The sequence below is a fragment of the Arthrobacter cavernae genome (genome assembly GCF_017368795.1).
GTDB lineage: Bacteria > Actinomycetota > Actinomycetes > Actinomycetales > Micrococcaceae > Arthrobacter > Arthrobacter cavernae.
The window spans coordinates 84,828-104,048 of the sequence record NZ_JAFNLL010000014.1 but is presented as its reverse complement, the minus strand read 5'-3'; the positions used below and the strand labels follow the sequence as shown (position 1 = coordinate 104,048).

16 protein-coding genes and 2 pseudogenes are annotated in these 19,221 nt (G+C 66.6%); 10 read left to right on the top strand and 8 right to left on the bottom strand.

The window, feature by feature from the left end; genetic code table 11:
• Window positions 1–3 precede the first annotated feature (3 nt).
• The 4 genes from J1902_RS08070 to J1902_RS08055 are packed head-to-tail and all read left to right on the top strand — an operon-like array spanning window position 4 to window position 6,398.
• Complete coding sequence (locus J1902_RS08070; protein WP_207615726.1) at window positions 4–885, top strand: acyl-CoA thioesterase; 882 nt, start codon at window positions 4–6, stop codon at window positions 883–885.
• A gap of 54 nt (window positions 886–939) precedes the next feature.
• Window positions 940–2,598, top strand: a complete 1,659-nt coding sequence (locus J1902_RS08065) for an AMP-binding protein (RefSeq protein ID WP_207615725.1) — start codon at window positions 940–942, stop codon at window positions 2,596–2,598.
• 14 nt (window positions 2,599–2,612) lie between these two features.
• Window positions 2,613–5,003 (top strand): bifunctional salicylyl-CoA 5-hydroxylase/oxidoreductase, encoded by a 2,391-nt coding sequence (locus tag J1902_RS08060; RefSeq protein WP_207615724.1) that lies wholly within the window; start codon window positions 2,613–2,615, stop codon window positions 5,001–5,003.
• 42 nt (window positions 5,004–5,045) lie between these two features.
• Window positions 5,046–6,398, top strand: coding sequence for an MFS transporter (locus tag J1902_RS08055; protein WP_207615723.1), 1,353 nt, complete (start codon window positions 5,046–5,048; stop codon window positions 6,396–6,398).
• 44 nt (window positions 6,399–6,442) lie between these two features.
• On the opposite strand, the pseudogene J1902_RS08050 reads toward J1902_RS08055, so the two are convergent.
• A pseudogene (locus J1902_RS08050) lies at window positions 6,443–6,742 on the bottom strand (MerR family transcriptional regulator); the annotation flags it as partial.
• 71 nt (window positions 6,743–6,813) lie between these two features.
• On the opposite strand from J1902_RS08050, the pseudogene J1902_RS08045 reads away from it, so the two are divergent.
• A pseudogene (locus J1902_RS08045) lies at window positions 6,814–7,026 on the top strand (hypothetical protein); the annotation flags it as partial.
• Window positions 7,027–7,056: 30 nt separating this feature from the next.
• On the opposite strand, the gene J1902_RS08040 reads toward J1902_RS08045, so the two are convergent.
• Both J1902_RS08040 and J1902_RS08035 read right to left on the bottom strand, forming a co-directional pair.
• Entirely contained in the window at window positions 7,057–7,497 is a 441-nt protein-coding gene (locus J1902_RS08040) for a hypothetical protein (RefSeq protein WP_207615721.1), read from the bottom strand.
• A gap of 21 nt (window positions 7,498–7,518) precedes the next feature.
• A complete protein-coding gene (locus J1902_RS08035) occupies window positions 7,519–9,471 on the bottom strand; it encodes a primary-amine oxidase (protein WP_207615720.1) in 1,953 nt (650 codons plus the stop codon).
• Between the two features lie 126 nt (window positions 9,472–9,597).
• Between J1902_RS08035 and J1902_RS08030 the strand changes: the two genes are divergently transcribed.
• The 4 genes from J1902_RS08030 to J1902_RS08015 all read left to right on the top strand — a co-directional run bounded on the left by J1902_RS08030 (window position 9,598) and on the right by J1902_RS08015 (window position 14,487).
• On the top strand, window positions 9,598–10,194 hold the full coding sequence (locus tag J1902_RS08030) for a TetR/AcrR family transcriptional regulator (protein WP_207615719.1): 597 nt from the start codon (window positions 9,598–9,600) through the stop codon (window positions 10,192–10,194).
• A 128-nt stretch (window positions 10,195–10,322) separates the two neighbouring features.
• The gene (locus J1902_RS08025) at window positions 10,323–11,282 is read left to right on the top strand and encodes an AraC-like ligand-binding domain-containing protein (RefSeq protein WP_207615718.1); all 960 of its coding nucleotides are present in this window, start codon (window positions 10,323–10,325) and stop codon (window positions 11,280–11,282) included.
• A 96-nt stretch (window positions 11,283–11,378) separates the two neighbouring features.
• Window positions 11,379–12,788: an aldehyde dehydrogenase family protein gene (locus J1902_RS08020; RefSeq protein ID WP_207615717.1), complete on the top strand. Its 1,410-nt coding sequence runs from the start codon at window positions 11,379–11,381 to the stop codon at window positions 12,786–12,788.
• Between the two features lie 196 nt (window positions 12,789–12,984).
• A complete protein-coding gene (locus J1902_RS08015; protein ID WP_207615716.1) occupies window positions 12,985–14,487 on the top strand; it encodes an APC family permease in 1,503 nt (500 codons plus the stop codon).
• Window positions 14,488–14,577: 90 nt separating this feature from the next.
• On the opposite strand, the gene J1902_RS08010 is transcribed toward J1902_RS08015, so the two are convergent.
• On the bottom strand, window positions 14,578–15,753 hold the full coding sequence (locus J1902_RS08010) for an MFS transporter (protein WP_207615715.1): 1,176 nt from the start codon (window positions 15,751–15,753) through the stop codon (window positions 14,578–14,580).
• Window positions 15,750–16,415, bottom strand: a complete 666-nt coding sequence (locus J1902_RS08005; RefSeq protein ID WP_207615714.1) for a GntR family transcriptional regulator — start codon at window positions 16,413–16,415, stop codon at window positions 15,750–15,752. Before J1902_RS08005 ends, J1902_RS08010 begins: the two co-directional genes overlap by 4 nt.
• 215 nt (window positions 16,416–16,630) lie before the next feature.
• Between J1902_RS08005 and J1902_RS08000 the strand changes: the two genes are divergently transcribed.
• The gene (locus J1902_RS08000; protein WP_207615713.1) at window positions 16,631–17,029 is read left to right on the top strand and encodes a nuclear transport factor 2 family protein; all 399 of its coding nucleotides are present in this window, start codon (window positions 16,631–16,633) and stop codon (window positions 17,027–17,029) included.
• 34 nt (window positions 17,030–17,063) lie between these two features.
• On the opposite strand, the gene J1902_RS07995 is transcribed toward J1902_RS08000, so the two are convergent.
• The 3 genes from J1902_RS07995 to J1902_RS07985 all read right to left on the bottom strand — a co-directional run bounded on the left by J1902_RS07995 (window position 17,064) and on the right by J1902_RS07985 (window position 19,220).
• Window positions 17,064–17,495: a heat shock protein transcriptional repressor HspR gene (locus tag J1902_RS07995; RefSeq protein ID WP_207615712.1), complete on the bottom strand. Its 432-nt coding sequence runs from the start codon at window positions 17,493–17,495 to the stop codon at window positions 17,064–17,066.
• Window positions 17,496–17,505: 10 nt separating this feature from the next.
• Complete coding sequence (locus tag J1902_RS07990) at window positions 17,506–18,471, bottom strand: DnaJ C-terminal domain-containing protein (RefSeq protein ID WP_207615711.1); 966 nt, start codon at window positions 18,469–18,471, stop codon at window positions 17,506–17,508.
• Window positions 18,472–18,569: 98 nt separating this feature from the next.
• On the bottom strand, window positions 18,570–19,220 hold the full coding sequence (locus J1902_RS07985) for a nucleotide exchange factor GrpE (protein WP_207615710.1): 651 nt from the start codon (window positions 19,218–19,220) through the stop codon (window positions 18,570–18,572).
• Window position 19,221 lies beyond the last annotated feature (1 nt).

Here is a 19,221-nt window from a genome sequence, read left to right as displayed (position 1 = left end):
GACATGAGCACCGGATCCCCTGCCATCGGCGTCCTGACGTCCGAAACGTTCCTGAAGGCCATCGAGCTGACGGCCGTCCCGGCCCAGGTTCACGATGAAGCGTATGAGGCAACCACCCAGTACGTGCCGTGGCCCAAGGCCTACGGCGGAGACATGGTGGCGCAGGCAGCCGCGGCCATGATGCGATCGGTGGACGCGGACCGTTCACTGCACTCGATGCACAGCTACTTCATGCGGCCGGTCGACGTCGGTTCCAGCGTTCGCTACGAAGTGGAGCGTTTACGGGATGGCCGCGGGTACTCCACCCGTACCGTCCGCGGCTTCCAGAACGGCAAGGCAGTCTATGCCGCGATGGGTTCCTTCCAGGTTCCCGAAGACGGCCCGGACTTCCAGCCCGAGGCTCCTGCCGCCGTCGAGCCCGATTCGCTGCGAAGCGCCGCCGAAGTGCTGGACGGAACCGCCGGACCGGCCGCAGACTATTGGTCCACGGGCCGTAGTTTCGACATGCGGCATATTCCTGGACCGGTATACGTCGAGTTGGAAGGCGGGTCTGTGTCGCAGCAGGCCATCTGGGTCAAGGCTTTCGACAGCCTGCCCGACGACGCCGACCTCCACCGCACTGCCTTGGCGTACGCCTGCGACTACACCATTCTTGAACCGCTCCTGAGGGTGAATGGACTGAACTGGTCCAGCCCCGGGCTCGCTACCGCCAGCCTCGACCACTCCATGTGGTTCCACCGCGACGGCCGCGCCGACGACTGGGTCCTCTACGCGCAGGAAGCCGTGTCAGGCCAAAGCAACAGAGGACTGGCCATGGGCCGCTTCTTCGACCGGCAGGGAAGGCTCCTGGCAACAGTCGCCCAAGAAGGCATGATCCGCGCCTGACCGGCCGCCCCCAACCCAAGCAGCTTCAACGACGCACCACTGAAAGGAAAGGCCATGACAATGACGACATCGGCCCACGTGGACACCTTCACCCGTGACCACCTGCCACCGGCCAACACCTGGCCGGCGCTCGAATTCACACTTCCGGAGCTCCAGTACCCCGAACGGCTCAACGCCGCAGCGGTCCTCATCGACGACGCCGTCGCGGAGCACGGCGCGGACCGGCCCGCGTTGCGGACGCCCGACGGCACGGTCTGGACGTACGGGGAACTGCTGCAGCGCTCCAACCAGGTGGCCCAGGTGCTTACCGAGGACTACGGCGTGGTCCCCGGCAACCGTGTGATGCTGCGGGGGCCGAACAATCCGTGGATCGTCGCGGCCTGGCTCGGCGTGCTCAAGGCCGGCGCCGTGGTCGTGACCACCATGCCGATGCTGCGCTCCAGCGAAGTCGCCACCCTGATCGAGCTCACCCGGCCGGCGGTCGCGATCTCCGACCACCGCTTCATGGACGAGCTGAACGCGGGAGCAGGCGACGACGTCGCCGTCCTCTCCTACGGATCCGACGACGCCGGCGATCTCATCGCCCGCTGTGCCGCCAAGAGCGGCGAGTTCGCCACCGTGCAGACCGCGGCGGACGACGTCGCGCTTCTCGGCCCGACGTCGGGCACCACCGGCGTGCCGAAGGTGACCATGCACTTCCACCGTGACATCCTCGCCAACTCGGACACGTTCGCCCGCCACATCCTGCAGCCCACCGCCGACGACGTGTTCGCCGGCTCGCCGCCCCTCGCGTTCACCTTCGGGCTCGGCGGGCTGGTGGTCTTCCCGCTGCGGTTCGGCGCGTCCTCGCTGCTGACCGAGCGGGCCGCACCCGTGGAACTGGCCGAGAACGCTGCCGCCGCAGGGGCCACCATCCTCTTCACCGCACCCACCGCCTACCGCGCCATCCTCAAGGAAGGCCGGGGCGATCTGCTCCGCAATCTGCGGATAGCCGTCTCCGCCGGTGAACATCTGCCCAAGGAAACCTGGGAAGCAGTCCACCAGGCCACGGGCCTGCGCCTGGTCAACGGCATCGGCGCCACGGAGCTGCTGCACGTGTTCATTTCCGCCGCCGGCGACGACATCAGGCCCGGAACCACTGGCCGGGCCGTGCCAGGGTATCGGGCCACCATCCTCGATGACGACGGCGTGGAACTCGGGCCCCACCAGATCGGCCGGCTGGCCGTGATCGGCCCCACCGGCTGCCGGTACCTCGACGATGCCCGGCAGGCGAGCTACGTCATCAACGGCTGGAACGTCACCGGGGACACCTTCACGATGGACGAGGACGGGTACTTCACGTACCAGGCCCGCTCGGACAACATGATCGTCTCCTCCGGCTACAACATCGGCGCTCCCGAGGTGGAATCGGCCATCGACCAGCACCCGGACGTCGTGGAGAACGCCGTCATCGGCCGCCCGGACCCGGAACGCGGCAGCGTTGTCTGCGCGTTCATCGTCCTGCGCGAGGGCGTCGAAGGCGACGCCGCCAAGCGCAAGGACATCCAGGACTTCGTCAAACAGACGATCGCCCCCTACAAATACCCGCGGGACATCCAGTTCGTTGACGAACTGCCCCGCAACCCCAGCGGCAAGCTGCAGCACTTCAAGCTGCGCGACCGCCTCAACAACAACCCCCAGCAGCTTGCCGCCGCAGGCCTGTGCCAGGCCTAAGAAGGAGCAGAACCATGAAAATCGCAATCGTCGGAGGCGGCCCGGGTGGCCTGTACTTCGCAGCACTGATGAAGCAGCTCGACCCGTCCCACAGCATCACCCTCTGGGAACGCAACGCCGCCAGCGACACCTTCGGCTTCGGCGTCGTGTTCTCCGATGAGACACTCGGCGGCATCGGAGACGCCGACGCCGTCGTGGCCGACTACATGAGCCGGCGCTTCGCCCGCTGGTCGGACATCGACATCCACTTCGGCGGTGAGACGGTGACCGTCGGCGGCCAGGGTTTCGCGGCCATGAGCCGCAAGGAACTGCTGGAACTGCTCCAGGGCCGCTGCGCCGAGCTCGGCGTCGACCTGCGCTTCCAGACCATGGCACCGCCGGTTGAGGAACTCGAGGCGGGCTACGACCTAGTGCTCGCGGCAGACGGCATCAACTCCCAGATCCGCGCCAAGTACGCCGATTCGTTCGGCCCCAGCCTTGACCCCCGGCCCAACAAGTTCATGTGGCTGGGCACCGAGCAGGTCTTCGAGGCGTTCAAGTTCTTCGTCAAGGAAACCGAGTGGGGCGTGATGCAGATCCACGGCTACCCCTACTCCGACGAAGGCTCCACCTTCATTGTCGAAATGCACGAGGACGTGTGGCGTGCCGCTGGCTTCGACGAGACCGCCGGCGAGGTGTTCGCACCGGGTGTCTCCGACGAGAAGGCGATCAACAAGATCCGTTCGATCTTCGCCGAGGAACTCGACGGCTACGAGGTGCTGGCCAACAACTCCAAGTGGCAGAACTTCACCACCGTACGGAACCAGAGCTGGCGCCACGGCAACGTGGTGCTGCTCGGCGACGCCGCCCACACCGCCCACTTCTCCATCGGCTCCGGCACCAAGCTGGCCATGGAGGACTCTCTGGCCCTCGCCGCCTGCCTGCACGAACACCCAGACGTGGAGTCCGCCCTGTCCGCGTATGAGACCGAGCGGCGTCCCGTCGTCGCCTCGACCCAGCGTGCCGCCCAGGCCTCGCTGGAATGGTTCGAACGGATCGGCCAGTACCAGGACCAGAACCCCACCCAGTTCGCGTTCAACCTGCTCACCCGCAGCCGCCGCATCACCCAGGAGAACCTGCGCCTGCGCGATCCGGAATTCGCCGACGCCGTGGACCGCCACTTCGCCGAATCCCAGGGCCTTGCAGATGCGGCCCCGGCCATGTTCCAGCCGTACCGCATCGGCGACCTGGAACTGAAAAACCGCATCGTGGTCTCCCCCATGGACATGTACTCCGCCGTCGACGGCGTCCCGGGCGACTTCCACAAGGTCCACCTCGGCTCCAAGGCGCTCGGCGGCGCCGGGCTGGTCATGACCGAGATGGTGTGCGTGTCCGAGGCAGGCCGCATCACCCCCGGCTGCACCGGCCTGTACACGGACGGCCAGCGTGAGAGCTGGAAGGAGATCGTGGACTTCGTCCACGCCAACTCGACGGCGAAGATCGGCGCCCAGATCGGCCACGCCGGCCGCAAGGCCTCCACCCGCGTGATGTGGGAGGGCATCGACGAACCGCTCGAATCGGGTAACTGGGAAGCCGTCGGCCCCTCGGCGCTGGCCTACGGCCCGGGCAGCCAGACCCCGCGCGAACTCGACCGTGCCGGCATGGACGCCATCAAGGCCGAATTCGTGGACGCCGCCCGTCGCGCGGAGCACGCCGGCTTCGACCTCCTCGAGGTCCACGCCGCCCACGGCTACCTGCTCTCCTCCTTCCTCTCACCGCTCGCCAACCGCCGCAGCGATGAGTACGGCGGCAGCCTGGAGAACCGTCTGCGCTTCCCCCTGGAGGTCTTCGACGCCGTCCGCGCCGCCTGGCCTGCAGCCAAGCCGGTCACCGTCCGGATCTCTGCCACCGACTGGGTCGAGGGCGGCAACGACTCGGATGACTCGGTCGAGATTGCCCGGGCGTTCGTCGCGCACGGCGCCGCAGGCATCGACGTCTCCACGGGCCAGGTGGCCAAGGAAGAGAAGCCGGCCTACGGCCGCAGCTACCAGGCCCCCTTTGCCGACCGCATCCGCCAGGAGGTGGCAGCTCCGGCAGGGGTCGCCGTGATCGCCGTGGGTGCCATCTCCAGCTACGACGACGTCAATTCCGTGTTGTTGGCGGGACGGGCAGACCTCGTCGCGCTGGGTCGCACCCACCTGTACGACCCGCAGTGGACCCTGCATGCTGCCGCCGAGCAGGAATACCAGGGCCCGGGCGCCCAGTGGACGCCGCAGTTCCGGGCCGGCCGGCGCAAGCCGCCGAGCTCCCGCACGGATGCCGTGCGGCCGCGGCTGTCACTGTTGAAGGAGCCGGAGTCCGACGCCGTCAACGCCCACCTGCGCTGGACGCCGCTGTCCGCCGCCCGCCCGGCACTGGTCAAATAGCACAGCATCATCTCCCGTACCTCCAAGTGAACTGAGGGCAATATGGCCAACGCACCCGTAAACGATTGGAAAGTGCCGCAACGGACCACAGGAATAGTCCTGTTCTGTTGTTGGCTGGCGATTCTCGCCGAAGGCTACGACGTCGGCGTCCTGGGAGCGGTGCTCCCTGCGCTGGCCGAATACAAGGCATGGAACCTGAGCCCGCTGCAGCTAGGCGGGCTCGGTGCTTATGCGCTCGTCGGCATGCTGATCGGAGCCCTGTTCATCGGCACGCTCAGCGACGTCGTGGGCCGCAAGAAGATGCTTCTGGCATCCATGCTCATTTTCACGCTCACCCAGGCCGGAGCGGCCTTGGCCACGACTCCTGAAATGTTCGGACTGTTCCGGCTGATCGGCGGCCTGGGCATGGGCGGCGTCATCCCGGTGGCGGCTGCGCTGACCATCGAGTACTCCGCCCCGAAGAAGCGGTCCTTTAACTACGGACTGATGTACTCCGGGTACTCGCTGGGCATCGTCGCCGCAGCACTCGTCGCACTCTTTGTGCTTCCGACGGCGGGCTGGCGCTGGGTCATCGGATTCGGCGCGCTGCCGGTTGTCCTGCTGCCCGTCATCTGGAAGCTGCTTCCCGAGTCGCTGGAGTACCTCGAATCCATGGGGCGCCGGAAGGAAGCCCATGCTCTCGCGGCGAAGCTGAACATACCCGAATACGCACCCGTGTCAGCCTTGGCAGCAGCCCCCAAGGAGCGCTCCGAGCCGTGGTGGAAGACCATCACCACCATGTTCTCCCCGAAGTATCTGCGGTCCACTGTGTTCTTCTGGATCGCACTGTTCTGCGGCATGGTGCTGGTCTACGGGCTCAATACCTGGCTGCCGTCGATTATGAAGCAGGCAGGCTACGACCTCGGTTCGTCGCTGACGTTCCTCCTGGTGTTCAGCCTCGCGTCCGCCGTCGGGGGCCTGGTCCTGGGCCGCGCGGCCGACAAGTACGGCCAGAAGCTCATTCTGGTGGTGTTCTACGTGCTCGGCGGCCTGGGCATCATGCTGTTGATGTTCCCGAACAACATGGTGGTGAACCTGCTGTTCGTCGCGTTCGCCGGCATTGGATCCATTTCAACGTCGCTGGTCCTGACCGGCTACATCGCCGACTACTACCCGGCCAAGATCCGCGCGACGGCAACTGGCTGGGCGCTGAGCTTCGCCCGCATCGGTGCGATCTCCGGGCCACTGATCGGTGGATGGATCGGCAGCGCGAAACTGCCGTTCGAGTACAACTTCGCCATCTTCGCCGGAATCGCCGTTGTGGCGGCCGGTGCCGTGGCGATGATCCCGAAGCGCCGTGCCGAGGATCCGGTTTCCGCAACGGTGCCCGAGAGCGCCACAGTCGGCGCCCCGTAACTACAGCAAGGCCCGTACCTGAAGAGGGGCCTACGCCCGCGGTTCCCCAGGCTTCGGCGCCACACCACCACGGCCTGGGACCGCGCGCGCGGGCGCTGCCCGCGGGCCAGGCTCACGACGTCGCCGGCTGCTCCCGCCGCGAAAATGCGGGCATCCACGGGGCTCCGGCGCCGGGACAGCTCGTCCGTCAGCTCGGCGACGCGGTACTTCAGCGCCGCCACCTGGTTCTCGAGTTCCAGGATCCGCTTGATGCCCTCGAGGGAGACGCCCGACTGCGAAAGGCGCTGGACCTCGCGCAGGACATCGATGTCGTGCTGGGAGTAGCGGCGGGACTTGCCCGGGGCGACATTGTGATAACCTCCTATGCGCTGTTCCGGATCGACTACGACACCTATGCCTCGCTCCCCTGGGCCGGGCTCATGAGGCGCAGGCCGTGGACCGCACGCACAGGATCGGGCAGGCGCGGAACGTCATGGTCTACCGGCTGGTGGCCAAGGACACCATCGAGGAAAAGGTCATGACGCTCAAGGCCAAGAAATCACAGCTGTTCGCGGACGTGATGGAGGGCGACGCCCTGTCCGGCGGGGCCCTGACGGCGGAGGACCTGGCGGGGCTGTTCGCGGAGTAGGGCTCCGTGGGGCGTCCCTGGCCAGGCTGCTCAGACAGGCCGCAGGGCCCTGCGCCGCCGGAGCCGGGCCACGAGCGTTGCGGCGAGCAACGCCGTCGTGAGTTCCAGTCCGATCACCAGTAACAGTCCGGCGGCACCGGAAACGTCACCGGCGCCCGACGCCGGGCCCCCGCCGTGGGCGTGCCCGGCACCGCGCGCTCCCAGAAGCAGGACAGCGTGGAGGAGGACCATCGCCAATGCCGAAACCGTGACCTGATGGAGGGCGCCGAGCCTGCTGTGGCGCCAAATGTGCACGGTGCACGGCATGCAGACGGCGGCCAGCGCAATCATGAGAATGCCCAGCCAGGCGCCGTGGTGCCCCGAGGCCGCGAGCCACAGATGCGCCAGACCGGAGACAGCCGTGAGGGCCGCGCAGATCCGGGGATGGAGGACGGGCCCGGCTGGCCGGACCCGTCCCGCCGTCGTGGTCATTTCCTCTGTTCCCGGATCCGCTTAGTGGCAGTGGCCGGCAGGCTCGCCCGCAGCTTCGGACGCGCTGTGGCATGAAGCCTCACCCGAGGCGTTGGCCGGCACATCCAGGACCGGGCTGCGGTCAAAGAAGCCTTCCGGGCGCAGCTTGAAGCCAACGGTGTCCACGGGCATGATCGGCCAGTCCTCCACGCGCGGGAAGTGCGTCAGGCCGAAGGTGTGCCAGAGCACGATGTCCTGGCCGTCGATCTCGCGGTCGTGGGAAACGTAGGCCGGGAGGCCCGCGCCGCCGGAGTGCTGGTTCACGAAGTCACCCGTGGGGTAGCGCTCGTCCTCGGCGTACCGGGTGACCCACACGTCCTTGGTGGCGAAAGCGGCGCGGCGCGCGATGGACGATCCAGGGTCGGCCAGCAGCGTGGGCTGGTTCTGGGAGTGCAGCTTGTAGCCCACCGGCTCGCCCAGCCGGTTGCGGGACTCCGGGTTGGAGATGATCCAGGTCCGGCCTGCACGCGCGTCGGCCTCGCGGACACCTTCGGATTCGCGGCCCAGCACCGTGCGCTTGCGGGAGAACGCGTTGCCGCGCTCATTCCCTTCGCCCATGGGCTGACGGACCACGTCTTCTTCTTCCACGCGGTTGGTGAAGCCGTCGATTGCCATGTCCAGGCGGGCGCTGAAGAGATGCTGGTGGAAGGGGGCACCGAGGCCCGGGGCGAGCTGGGAAATGTTGTCCGAGCCGCCTTCCGGGAAGGCGCTGGTGAAGACGACGCCGGTGGCCTTGGCCTCGAATTCGATGGTGCCGTCCAGGTAGAGGTACCAGTAGAAGCCGTAATCGTAATTGCCGATGGTGGTGAAGAAGGAGATCACCAGGCGGCGGTTGCGGCGGGTGTAGTTGATGCCCGTCCAAAGGTCTGAATGCTTGGAAAGGATGCCCCAGTCTTCCTCATGCATGCAGATGCCGTTGCGGATCTCGCGGGGGTTGCCGAAGGCGTCGCTGATGACCGGGCTCAGGTAGGTGATGTCGCCGAGGCAGTCGCAGCCCAGTTCCAGCGAGTTGGCGTACTGGCCCACCAGGTACTCGCCGGTGTCGAAGTAGTTCTGCCAAGACCGGATCGGTGACGGGTCGCCATAGGGAACCACCATCTCCGCGATCGAGGCCCGGTTGATGATGGGCCGCTTGCGGTCGCCGTCCTGGAAGGCGAGGTTGTGCAGAACCACGCCTTCGCGGACGTCGAAGCCGACGTCCACGCTCCACTTTTCCCACTCCACGTGGTTGCCGCCGGTGACGGTGAAGCTGGGGCCTTCAGGCTGGGTGATGCTGATGGGCTTCTGGGTAGTGCGCAGCGGGCCGGTCAGTTCGGGGTCAGTGTAGTTGCCGTGCTCCGCGGGGACCGGAACGGCGCCCAGGTCCAGGACCTGGGTGACTTCCTTGTTGACCACATCCATGTACGCCACCAGTCCGTCCACGGGGTGCGCCCAGGCACTGTCCTCGGGGAAGTCCTGCACGAAAGCCAGCCCGCGAAGGATGCGGCGGCCTTTCTCCTCGGGGTACTCGAAGACGCCGGCGGACAGCGGCGCAACGCGGACTTTGCTGACGTCGAGTCCGCGGTCGGCCAGGGCCTTCAGCCACCGTTCGTCCGAGGCCAGGAGTTCCTCGACCACCGCGAACTCCTCCTCCAGGACAGGGAGCTCGCCGGAGACGGCAGTGTCCAGTTCGACGGCGGAGATCACCTCGCCGCGCGTGGCCGAGACCGTCACGTCGAGGGGGCGGCCGCTGGAAACATCGTGGACGAAGACCCGGAACCGCCGGTCCTCGGAATCCTTGGAGCTGTCCCGGGCCGGATCCAGCAGGCCGAGGTAGGCGATCCGCTTGTGCGGACCAAGGAGTCCCCCGGCACGCAGGATGCCCTGGACTTCCGTGATCTCCGCGGCCGCCGCAAGGCGGTACTGAGTGGCTGTATCAGCTGGTGCAAGAGTCATGAGCGCTGCCTTTGTCCGGGACCGTGTTGGGGTCGGAAGTTTTATTTTCTATAGTTGTAGAGAATAAACGATCCGTAAGATGGATCACAAGGGTTCGATACAAAAAAGTTCCGGGGGATCACCAGAGTGCCAAAGATTGTTGACCATGATGAACGGCGCCTGGAACTGGTGGATGCGACGTGGCGGATCATCGCCAGGCTGGGCATCGAGGGCGCCACCATGCGGGAGATCGCCCTCGAGGCTGGCTTCGCAAACGGCGCACTGAAGCCTTACTTCCCCACCAAGGACACGCTGCTGACCTTTGCGTTCCGCCACGTGTTCAACAGGACCAACGAGCGCATCAGGGAGGTCACGGCGGGCAAGGCCGGAATTACGGCGCTTCGGGCTTTCTGCGTGGAGGTGCTGCCACTGGACTCCGAGCGCGTCAATGAAGCGCGGATTGTGGTCCCGTTCTGGCAGAAGGCCATCAATGACCCGGAAAAAGCCGCCATCCACCGCGAGTCTATGGATCAATGGCGCGGCGCGATCCAGGGGTACCTGACCGAGGCGAGGCGGCAGGGGGACGTGAATGCCGCCGTCGACGATTCAGTGGTGTCCGGCCACCTGCTGAACATGCTGCTGGGCGCGCAGATAGCCGCAGCCCTGGCCCCGGGCATCGAGACAGACCTGGGCCTGGGCGACCAACTGGAAGCATTCCTGACCCTCCTGCAGGCCGGCTCCTAATTCTTTTTTCGCCGACCGTCGAAAAAAGATGACAACGCCCGCCATCGCCGCTAACCTGAAATCACTGTGTCGCAGGACACGGCCTGGGGGACCACAATTCAGATGGCTATCCGGCGTCAGGAACATCCATGTCTGCAACCACAGCCCGCCCCGCGGGCCAGGAACTCACCTCCAGCGTGGCCGCCTCATTTGACCACTGGCGGCACCTGGTGGCTGAATCCTTTGTGCCGCTGGCCGCCGAGACGGACCGTCCCGACACCTTCCACGGCCGGATGCGCTCCAGGGTGCTGGACCGCATGTGCATCGTGGAAGTCTCCGCCTCGGGCCACAGCGTCCACCGCACACCGGCCCTGGTGGCCCGGCCGGGCCAGCGCTATTTCAAGCTCAACCTCCAACTGGAGGGCACCGGACTCCTCATCCAGGACAACCGAGAGGCAGTGCTGCGCCCCGGCGACCTCGCCATTTACGACACCAACCGTCCGTACACCCTTGCCTTCGAGGAGCAGGCCCGGGTCATGGTGGTGATGTTCCCCCATGACGCACTGACACTGCCGCCGGATTATGTGGGACAGCTTTCCGCGATCCGCCTGGCCTGCGGCAGTGGGGTTGCCGGCGTTGTTGGACCCTTCATTGCCCAGCTTGCGGCAAACCCCGGGCTCCTCGGCGGCCCCAGCGGATCCCGCTTGGCTGCCAACGCCCTTGATCTTGTCTCAACGATGCTTCACTCGGAGCTGGACATCGCGGGGGACAGCCTGAAGCCGCAAGTGGTGCTGGCAACGTCCGTCCGCGAATACATCGAGGCCAACCTGGCGGATCCTCAGCTGTCCCCCGCCAGCATTGCCGCGGCCCACTTCATCTCCACGCGGCACCTGCACAACATCTTCCATGAGTCGGGCGCCACTGTGGCCAGTTGGATCCGGAGTCAGCGGCTCGAACGGATCCGCCGCGAGCTGAGGGACCCGCTGCATACCGGCACTGCCGTCGGCGCCGTCGCCGCCCGCTGGGGGTTCCTGGACGCGGCGCATTTCAGCCGCTCGTTCCGGGACGCCTTCGGCGTGTCCCCCAGCGATTGGCGTCGCGGCGCCTGAGCCTGGCCCCGCGTACCGCAGTGATTGTTCGCCTTCAGTCAACAGGCCTTCGCTGAATGACAAGACGGGGCGTTGATGGTCAAAGAAGCTTGAAGCATGGAAACGTTCACTGACATTCTTTCGGCGATCACCCCGGTCTCCGGCGAAACCCGGACCATATTCGACCCCGCCACGGGGGAGACGGTGGGCGAGGCACCGGTTCACGATATTGGGGACCTGGAGCGTGCCATCGCTGCCGCCACCGCTGCCCAGCCCGCCTGGGCGGCACTGGGCCACGACGCCCGCAGCGCCGCGCTCCTCAAGGCCGCCGACGCCGTCGAACGTTCCGCCGAAGAACTTGCCCGGCTGCTCTCCCGCGAACAGGGCAAGCCGCTCAACGGCCCCAACGCCCGCTTCGAGGTCGGCGCTTGCGCCGCCTGGCTGCGCGCCACCGCCGCCACGCCGCTGGACCCCGAAACCGTGGTGGACGACGGCGAAAGCTACGCGGAATTGCACTACAAGCCCATCGGCGTGGTCGGTGCCATCGGCCCGTGGAACTGGCCCATGATGATCACCGTCTGGCAGATCGCCCCCGCCCTCCGGATGGGCAACGCCGTGGTGGTCAAGGCCTCCGAATACACCCCGTTGTCCGTCCTGGCCCTGGTCAAGGTCCTCAACGAGGAACTCCCCGAAGGCCTCCTCACCGTCGTCTCCGGCGGCCGCGAGGTGGGCGCCCGGCTGGCCGAACACCCCGCCATCGGCAAGGTCATGTTCACCGGCTCCACCGCCACGGGCAAGGCGATCATCAAGTCCTCGGCCGGCACCGTCAAGCGCCTGACCCTTGAGCTCGGTGGCAACGACGCCGGGATCGTGCTCCCCGACGCCGATCCGAAGGCCATCGCCGAGGACCTGTTCTGGGGTGCCTTCATCAACACCGGACAGACGTGCGCGGCCCTGAAGCGGCTCTACGTCCATGAGGACATCTACGACGACGTCTGCGAGGCACTCACCGCCGTTGCCGCCGCCATGCCCATGGGCGTGGGCCTGGACGAGGCCAACGTGCTGGGCCCGCTGCAGAACAAGCAGCAGTTCGACATCGTGTCCCGGCTCGTAGACGCGGCCAAGGGCGCTGGTGCGAGGGTGCTGGTGGGCGGGAACCCGGAGGCGGGTCAGCCCGGCTACTTCTACCCCACCACGCTCGTGGCGGACATCGACAATGACAACCCGCTCGTGGCGGAGGAACAGTTCGGCCCGGCCCTGCCGATCATCCGGTACAGCACCGTCGATGAGGCGGTGGCCATGGCCAACGGCCTCGACGTCGGGCTCGGCGCCTCGGTCTGGTCCTCCGATCCCACCGAAGCCCGCAAGGTCGCCGCCCGCATCGAGGCCGGCACCGTCTGGATCAACAAGCACGGCGCCGTGGACCCCCGCATCCCGTTCGGCGGCGCCAAGCAGTCCGGCTACGGACTCGAATTCGGCGTCGAAGGCCTCAAAGCCCTCGGCGTCCCGCAGGTGATCAACGGCTAAGGACTCCGACGGAACAAGCCAAGACGGAGGGCCGTCGCCACGTGCGTGGCGGCGGCCCCCTCCGCATTCGTCCCCAGGGTTTCCTAGGCGCGGAAGTCCTGCACGGGTAGTCAATGGCAGTGCAGGGAAAAACAAACCATGGCCATGTGACAGATGCCACACTCAAAGCATTGTTATTCTCCCAATGGAGGTTTTAATGTCACACGAACAAACCCTCCCGTCCACCGGCACCGCCGCCGGCAACGGGAGCAACAACGGCCTGAGCAAGCGCACGCTCGGCGTGCCCGCCCTCGTCTTCATGATCATCGCTGCCTCCGCCCCGTTGACCGTAGTGGCCGGCGGCATCCCCAGCAACTTCGCCGTGACCGGAAACGTCGGCATCCCGCTGTCGTTCATTGTGCTCGGGGTCTGCCTGGCGCTCTTTGCCGTCGGCTACGCGGCCATGAGTTCACACATCCGCAATGCCGGGGCGTTCTACGCCTACATTGCCCAGGGGCTCGGCCGTGCCGCGGGGGTGGGCGCCGCATGGGCGGCGCTCGTTTCCTACAACGCGATGCAGATCGGAATCTACGGCCTCTTCGGCTTTGCATCGGCATCCTTTGTCAATGCCAAGCTTGGGCTCAACGTCCCGTGGTGGCTGGCCGCGCTGGTGGGCTTCGTCATTGTCGGCTGGCTGGGAATCAACAAGGTCGACCTGTCGGCCAAGATCATCGGCGTCCTTGTGGGGCTGGAATTCTTGGCGGTCATCGTTTTCGACATTGTCTCCTTTGCCGTCAGTCCGGAAGGCGTCAGCGGTGCCGGACTGGCGCCGTCGAACTTGTTCACGGCCGGCGTCGGCGCCGCTTTGGCCTTTAGCATGGCGGCGTTCATGGGCTTTGAGTCCGCCGCAATCTACAGCGAAGAGGCCAAGGATCCCAGCCGGTCCATCGCCCGGGCAACGTACATCGCCGTCGGCATCATCGCGCTCTTCTACGCCTTCTCCGGCTGGGCCATGACCGTCGGTACGGGCCCGAGCCAGATTGTGGCGAAGTCCCAGGAGTTTGGCCCGGACCTGCCGTTCGCCTTCCTCACCAGCCACGGCGCCGTGATCGTCTCCGACATTGCGCAGCTCCTGTTCATCACCAGCCTGCTGGCCGCCCTGATCGCCTTCCACAATGCGGTGGCTCGGTACGTGTTCTCGCTGGGCCGTGAAAACGTGCTGCCGCATGGCTTTGCCCGCATCAACACCCGGCACGCCCCGGTTGCCGGCTCGCTGACCCAGTCCGTGCTGGCCCTGGCCATGCTGGCCGTGTTTGCCATTGCCGGCACCGGCTCCGAGCTGGGCGAGATGTATCCGGTCCTGACATTCTTCACGTGGCTGACCAACACGGCGGCCTTCGGCCTGGTGCTGCTCCTGGTCCTCATCTCGGTGGCCGCCATCGGCTACTTCCGCAAGCACGCTGCCGGGTATTCCCTGTGGACCCGGGTGGTCGCGCCCGCCCTGGCGGCGCTGACGCTCGGCACAGTGTTCGTGCTGATCGTGGTCAATTTCAATGTCCTGATCGGCTCGGACGGCTTCTCCCCGCTTTCCTGGATCCTGCCGGCGCTGGCGGTGGTGCCCGGCATTGCCGGGCTGCTCTGGGGACTTCGGCTGAAGACGGTCCGCCCGGACATCTACCGGGGCATCGGGTTTGGCGGCGCCCCGGACACGTCCGCCTGATCTGACTCCCCGTCACCGCTGCCCTGGATGGCCCGGCCACCCGGACCACGGCTTCGGGAACGGCCTCGTAACGCCGGGCGGGGCCGCGGGTCAGTCCAGCCGCACCCCGCGGAGAAGCAAAAGTGTTCCTCCAACCACCACGGCCGATGCCAGGAACACCCCTGCAGCCCCCAGCCCTGCTGCCACCACACCGATGGCACTGGGCAGGACCACCTGACCCACCCTGTTGCCGGCCAGCCGCATCGCGAGGGCCTTGCCGCGCTGCCCCTCGGGTGCCTGCGACGATAGCCAGGACATGGTCAGCGGTTGCCCGATGCCCAGTCCCAGACCGAGCAACGCCATGACGACGAAGAGCAACCACATGGGCATGGGAATGGCCGCTACAGCCAGGGCAACGGTGGACAGGGCAAGGCTCAGGACCAGCAGCCTCATCCGCCCGAGTTTCCGGGACATCTGCCCCAGGCCAATGCGGGACACCATGGAGAACACGGCACGGACGGTCAGCATCAGGCCGACGGTTGCCGCGGGGAGTCCGCGTTCCGTGCCCAGAGCCGGAAGGTAGACCACGGTCAGATCGACGACCGCCAGAACGGTGGCACTGGTCGCCAGGGCGCGCACCAGGCCGGGAGTCTTGAGCAGCGATGCCACGCCACCCGGGTTGCCGTCTGCCGCTTTGGACGCACGCTTCCGGCTGCTGACCTTGGCGGAGACGCCGAACGTCGTCACGAAAAGCACCAGGCTCATGCATACCGACAAGACAAAGATGGCCTGCGTGTCCGGGCGGACCGAAGCACCGCCAACCAAGGAAATGGCCAGCGGCCCCAGGGCCTGTCCCAGCGATGCGGCGAAGGTCAGGTACCCGAAGGCTGAATCCATCTGCGAGGAGGCGGCGTTGTTCGCAACCACCGCCTGCTGCCCCACCACGCAAGCGAGCTGCCCGGCGCCAAGAAGCGCGGTGCCGGCCACGAGCGCCGGGACCGACGTCCCCCAAAACAGCAGGAATGCCGAACAGGCCAGCACGACGGCGGAGCCGATCGCCATGAGCCGACGCTCGCCCAGGCGGTCCACGAGGCTGCCTGTCGGAACCGCGAGGAGCAAGGGGAAGACGGCATAGCTGGCAGCGAGAAGACCCAGCGCGAATCCGGGAACGTCCAATTCCAAGGCCCGGTAGGTGGTGGCCGGCCGGACCAGGAAGGTGACTGCCTGGATCAATGCCGAATGAACCAGCAGTGCAGCGGACGAGCGCCGCCCGAGTTCGCCGATCATTCGACGACCAGGCCCTTGCCGGAGATGGCACGCAGGGTCTCGTCCCGGGCGCCGATGACGTGGTCGAAGGCGATCTTCGCTGCCTTTTCCGGTTCCTTTGACGCGACGGCTTCCACCAGGATGCGGTGGTCGGCGAGGGCCTGTTCCCGGCGTTCCGGTGAGTTGTTGGTGAAGTGCCGGTAGCGCTCCACGTGGCTGGAAATCTGTTCATGGAAACGCTGGGCCCAGGAATTCGCGGCGATGCCGGCGATCGTGGCGTGGAGGGCGACGCCGTACTTCATGGCCTCGTCGGCAAACCCGACCATGGCCGCGTTGCGCTCAAGGATCCCCTGCAGCTTCTCGATGTCCGCCGTCGTCGCCCTGGCGCATGCCTCCCGTGCCATCAGCGATTCCAAGGCAGCACGGACGTCGTACAGTTCGGAAATCGCCTTCTCATCCAGCAGCGGCACCAGCACTCCCCCGGTGGCTTGCTGCTCCAGCAGGCCCTCCGAGATCAGGCGGCGGATGGCCTCCCGCAGCGGCGTGCGGCTGAGCTGCAATGCTGCAGCCATGGCAGGCTCGTAGATGCGTTCGCCCGGTTTGAGTTCAAGGCTGAGGATCCGGCGCTTGAGCTCGCTGTAGACAAGGTGCGCCCCGGTGTTGCGGGGTTGTGGGTCTGCCATGGTTCGTTAGCCTCCGCCAGAAGTGTACTTGTATACATCTATACACTAGACCAACGCTCTCTCACGTATGGTGCGTTTTCTTCCAACGCTCTCGCACCGGGTGAGAGAGCGTTCCGTTTTTGGCCCCCAAAAGTGAGAGAGCGTTTCACCAGGGAACCGGGGCCGCTCTAGGCGATGAGGGCTGCGCCGGCCGTTGGGCCGGAGCATACTAAAGCATGACCGACCGCAATGAATTCCTGGCCTGGGTCACGTCCGATCTGCACCACGCGGAACTGGCCCTTCACAACGGCGACTCGGCCCCGCGCCGGGCGCTCTGGTCCCGCAACGAACCCGTGAGTGTCCTGGGTGCGTGGCGAAACGCCTTAGGGCAGCATGCACTGAACGATCTCTTCACCGACCTCGCAAAGATTTTCTCCGACTGCACCTCGTACGAGTTCGAAGTGCAGTCCTATGACGTTGTGGGCGACATGGCCTACACGATGGGCCTGGAGCACACCTCGGTCTCCGTCAACGGGGAACCGCGCAGCTATGTCCTGCGGGCCACGCAGGTGTATCGCCGCGAAGGCGGGGAGTGGAAAGTGGCACATCGTCATGGCGACACCGTGACCGGGTGACAACCTGGCCGGGTGACAGCTGTTGTGCGGGGGCCTACGCCTGCGGCTCCCCCGGCTTCGGGCGCCACACCACCACGGCCTGGGACCGCGCGCGCGGGCGCTGGCCGCGGGCCAGGCTGACGACGTCGCCGGCTGCTCCCGCCGCGAAAACGCGGGCATCCACGGAACTCCGGCGGCGGGACAGCTCGTCCGTCAACTCGGCCACCCGGTACTTCAGCGCCGCCACCTGGTTCTCAAGGTCCAGGATCCGCTTGATGCCCTCGAGTGAAACCCCGGACTGAGAGAGGCGCTGGACCTCGCGCAGGACATCGATATCGTGTTGGGAGTAGCGGCGCGACTTGCCCGGGGCACGGCTGGGCGAGACGATGCCCAGCCGGTCGTACTGGCGCAGCGTCTGCGGGTGCATGTCGGCCAGCTCCGCCGCCACCGAGATGACGAAGATCGGATCGTACGCGTCGATGCCCATCACGGCGTCCCTACAGCCGGGCCTTGGCGGCCAGGTCGTGGCGCGGATCGGCGTCGGCGGTGGCCGCGGCGAACGCCTTGACCGCCTCCTCCGCTTCCCTGCTGAGGTTCTGCGGGACGGCGACGTCGATCGTCACCAGCAGGTCGCCCGTCGCCTTGGAGGTGGTGACACCGCGGCCCTTGACCCGGAGCGTGCGCCCGGAGGGCGTGCCGGCCGGGACGCGGACGGTGACGGTATCGCCGTCGAGCGTTGGCACGTGGATGTTGGCACCCAAGGCGGCCTCCGCGAAGGTGACCGGAACATGGATGCGGATGTTGTCATCCGTGCGCGTGAAGAAATCATGCGGCTTGACGTTCACCGTGATGATGAGGTCGCCGTTGCCCGCCGGGCCGGGATTGCCCTTGCCACGCTGGCGGACCTTCTGGCCGTCCTTGATGCCCGCGGGGATCTTGACGTCGATCACGTTGCCGTTGGACTCGCGCAGGCTCACCGTGGTGCCGCGGATCGAACCGGCAAAGGAAATGCTGGTGGACGCGGTGCGGTCCGAACCCTTCTGCGGGGCGCGCTGGAAGCCGGTCTGGCCGCCGCCGAAACCGCTGCCGAACAGGTCGGCGAACTCCGGCGGTAGGCCGCCCGCGCCGGCGGGATGCCGTCCGCCACCGAACAGGCCACCGAACAGGTCCTCGAAGCCGCCATTGGCGCCGGCGCCCCCACGCCCCGCGCCCGGGGCGAAACGCGCTCCGCCCATGGCCCGGACGGCGTCGTACTGCTGGCGGTCCTCGGCGCTGGAAAGCACCGAATACGCCTCGGAGATGTCCTTGAACTTCTTCTCGGCCGCGGCATCACCGGAGTTGGTGTCCGGGTGGTACTGGCGCGCGAGCTTGCGGTACGCCTTCTTGATGTCGGCGTCGGAAGCGTCCTTGGCGACACCAAGGATCGCGTAGAAATCCTTCTCAACCCAGTCCTGGCTGGCCAAGGGCGTTTCCTTTCAAATATGTGTTGCGTTTGACGCTTCGCAGGGGATGGGGCCCCGCCCGGGCCCCATCCCCTGCTTCGCGTCGCTGTCAGCTCACCTTACGCAGGAACCGCGACGATGACTTGGGCTGCGCGGAGGACCCGCTCGCCGGACCTGTAGCCCGAACGCAGCACCTGGCTGACCGTGTCAACCTCGATGTCCTCGGCCGGCTGCTGGATGAGGGCCTCGTGGATGGTGGGGTCGAATTCGACGCCCGTTTCCGCGATGCGTTCCAGGCCGTACGTCTTCAGCGCGGTCTCCAGCTTGGCGGCGATCGCGGCGAAGGGGCCGTCCTCGAGGTCACCGTGCTGGCGTGCGGCGTCGATGTCGTCCAACACCGGCAGCAGGGAGTTCAGGACGCCGATGACGGCCATCTCCCCTGCCACGGCGCGGTCGCGTTCGACGCGCTTGCGGTAGTTGACGTACTCGGCCTGCAGGCGGAGGAGATCGTTGCGGAGCTCCGCCGCCTCGGCTTCAGCTGCTGCACCCGGGGCCACCGCTTCCTCGGCCGAAACCTCCATCCCATTGAGGATTTCCTCAGCCTGGGACAGGGCGTCGCCCTCGGGCGAAGCCGGGGCTTCGCCCTGCGGGTGGCGGGCAGCCCCGGTCTCCGGGTCAACCTTGCGGTTGTCCCGGATGACCGGCTTGTGCTGCTCGTTGGCTTCGCGTTCCTCGCGGCCCGCGTTTCCTGCGTCGTTGCCGTTCGGCATG

Excerpts from the sequence above, each read along its gene's own strand:
- J1902_RS08055 (WP_207615723.1), top strand. The coding sequence starts at position 5,046 with ATGGCCAACGCACCCGTAAACGATTGGAAAGTGCCGCAACGGACCACA.
- J1902_RS08070 (WP_207615726.1), top strand. The coding sequence starts at position 4 with ATGAGCACCGGATCCCCTGCCATCGGCGTCCTGACGTCCGAAACGTTC.
- J1902_RS08035 (WP_207615720.1), bottom strand. The coding sequence starts at position 9,471 with ATGACTCTTGCACCAGCTGATACAGCCACTCAGTACCGCCTTGCGGCG.
- J1902_RS08040 (WP_207615721.1), bottom strand. The coding sequence starts at position 7,497 with ATGACCACGACGGCGGGACGGGTCCGGCCAGCCGGGCCCGTCCTCCAT.
- J1902_RS08000 (WP_207615713.1), top strand. The coding sequence starts at position 16,631 with ATGACCGACCGCAATGAATTCCTGGCCTGGGTCACGTCCGATCTGCAC.
- J1902_RS07985 (WP_207615710.1), bottom strand. The coding sequence starts at position 19,220 with ATGCCGAACGGCAACGACGCAGGAAACGCGGGCCGCGAGGAACGCGAA.
- J1902_RS08065 (WP_207615725.1), top strand. The coding sequence starts at position 940 with ATGACAATGACGACATCGGCCCACGTGGACACCTTCACCCGTGACCAC.
- J1902_RS08015 (WP_207615716.1), top strand. The coding sequence starts at position 12,985 with ATGTCACACGAACAAACCCTCCCGTCCACCGGCACCGCCGCCGGCAAC.
- J1902_RS08010 (WP_207615715.1), bottom strand. The coding sequence starts at position 15,753 with ATGATCGGCGAACTCGGGCGGCGCTCGTCCGCTGCACTGCTGGTTCAT.
- J1902_RS08020 (WP_207615717.1), top strand. The coding sequence starts at position 11,379 with ATGGAAACGTTCACTGACATTCTTTCGGCGATCACCCCGGTCTCCGGC.
- J1902_RS08025 (WP_207615718.1), top strand. The coding sequence starts at position 10,323 with ATGTCTGCAACCACAGCCCGCCCCGCGGGCCAGGAACTCACCTCCAGC.
- J1902_RS08060 (WP_207615724.1), top strand. The coding sequence starts at position 2,613 with ATGAAAATCGCAATCGTCGGAGGCGGCCCGGGTGGCCTGTACTTCGCA.
- J1902_RS07995 (WP_207615712.1), bottom strand. The coding sequence starts at position 17,495 with ATGGGCATCGACGCGTACGATCCGATCTTCGTCATCTCGGTGGCGGCG.
- J1902_RS08005 (WP_207615714.1), bottom strand. The coding sequence starts at position 16,415 with ATGGCAGACCCACAACCCCGCAACACCGGGGCGCACCTTGTCTACAGC.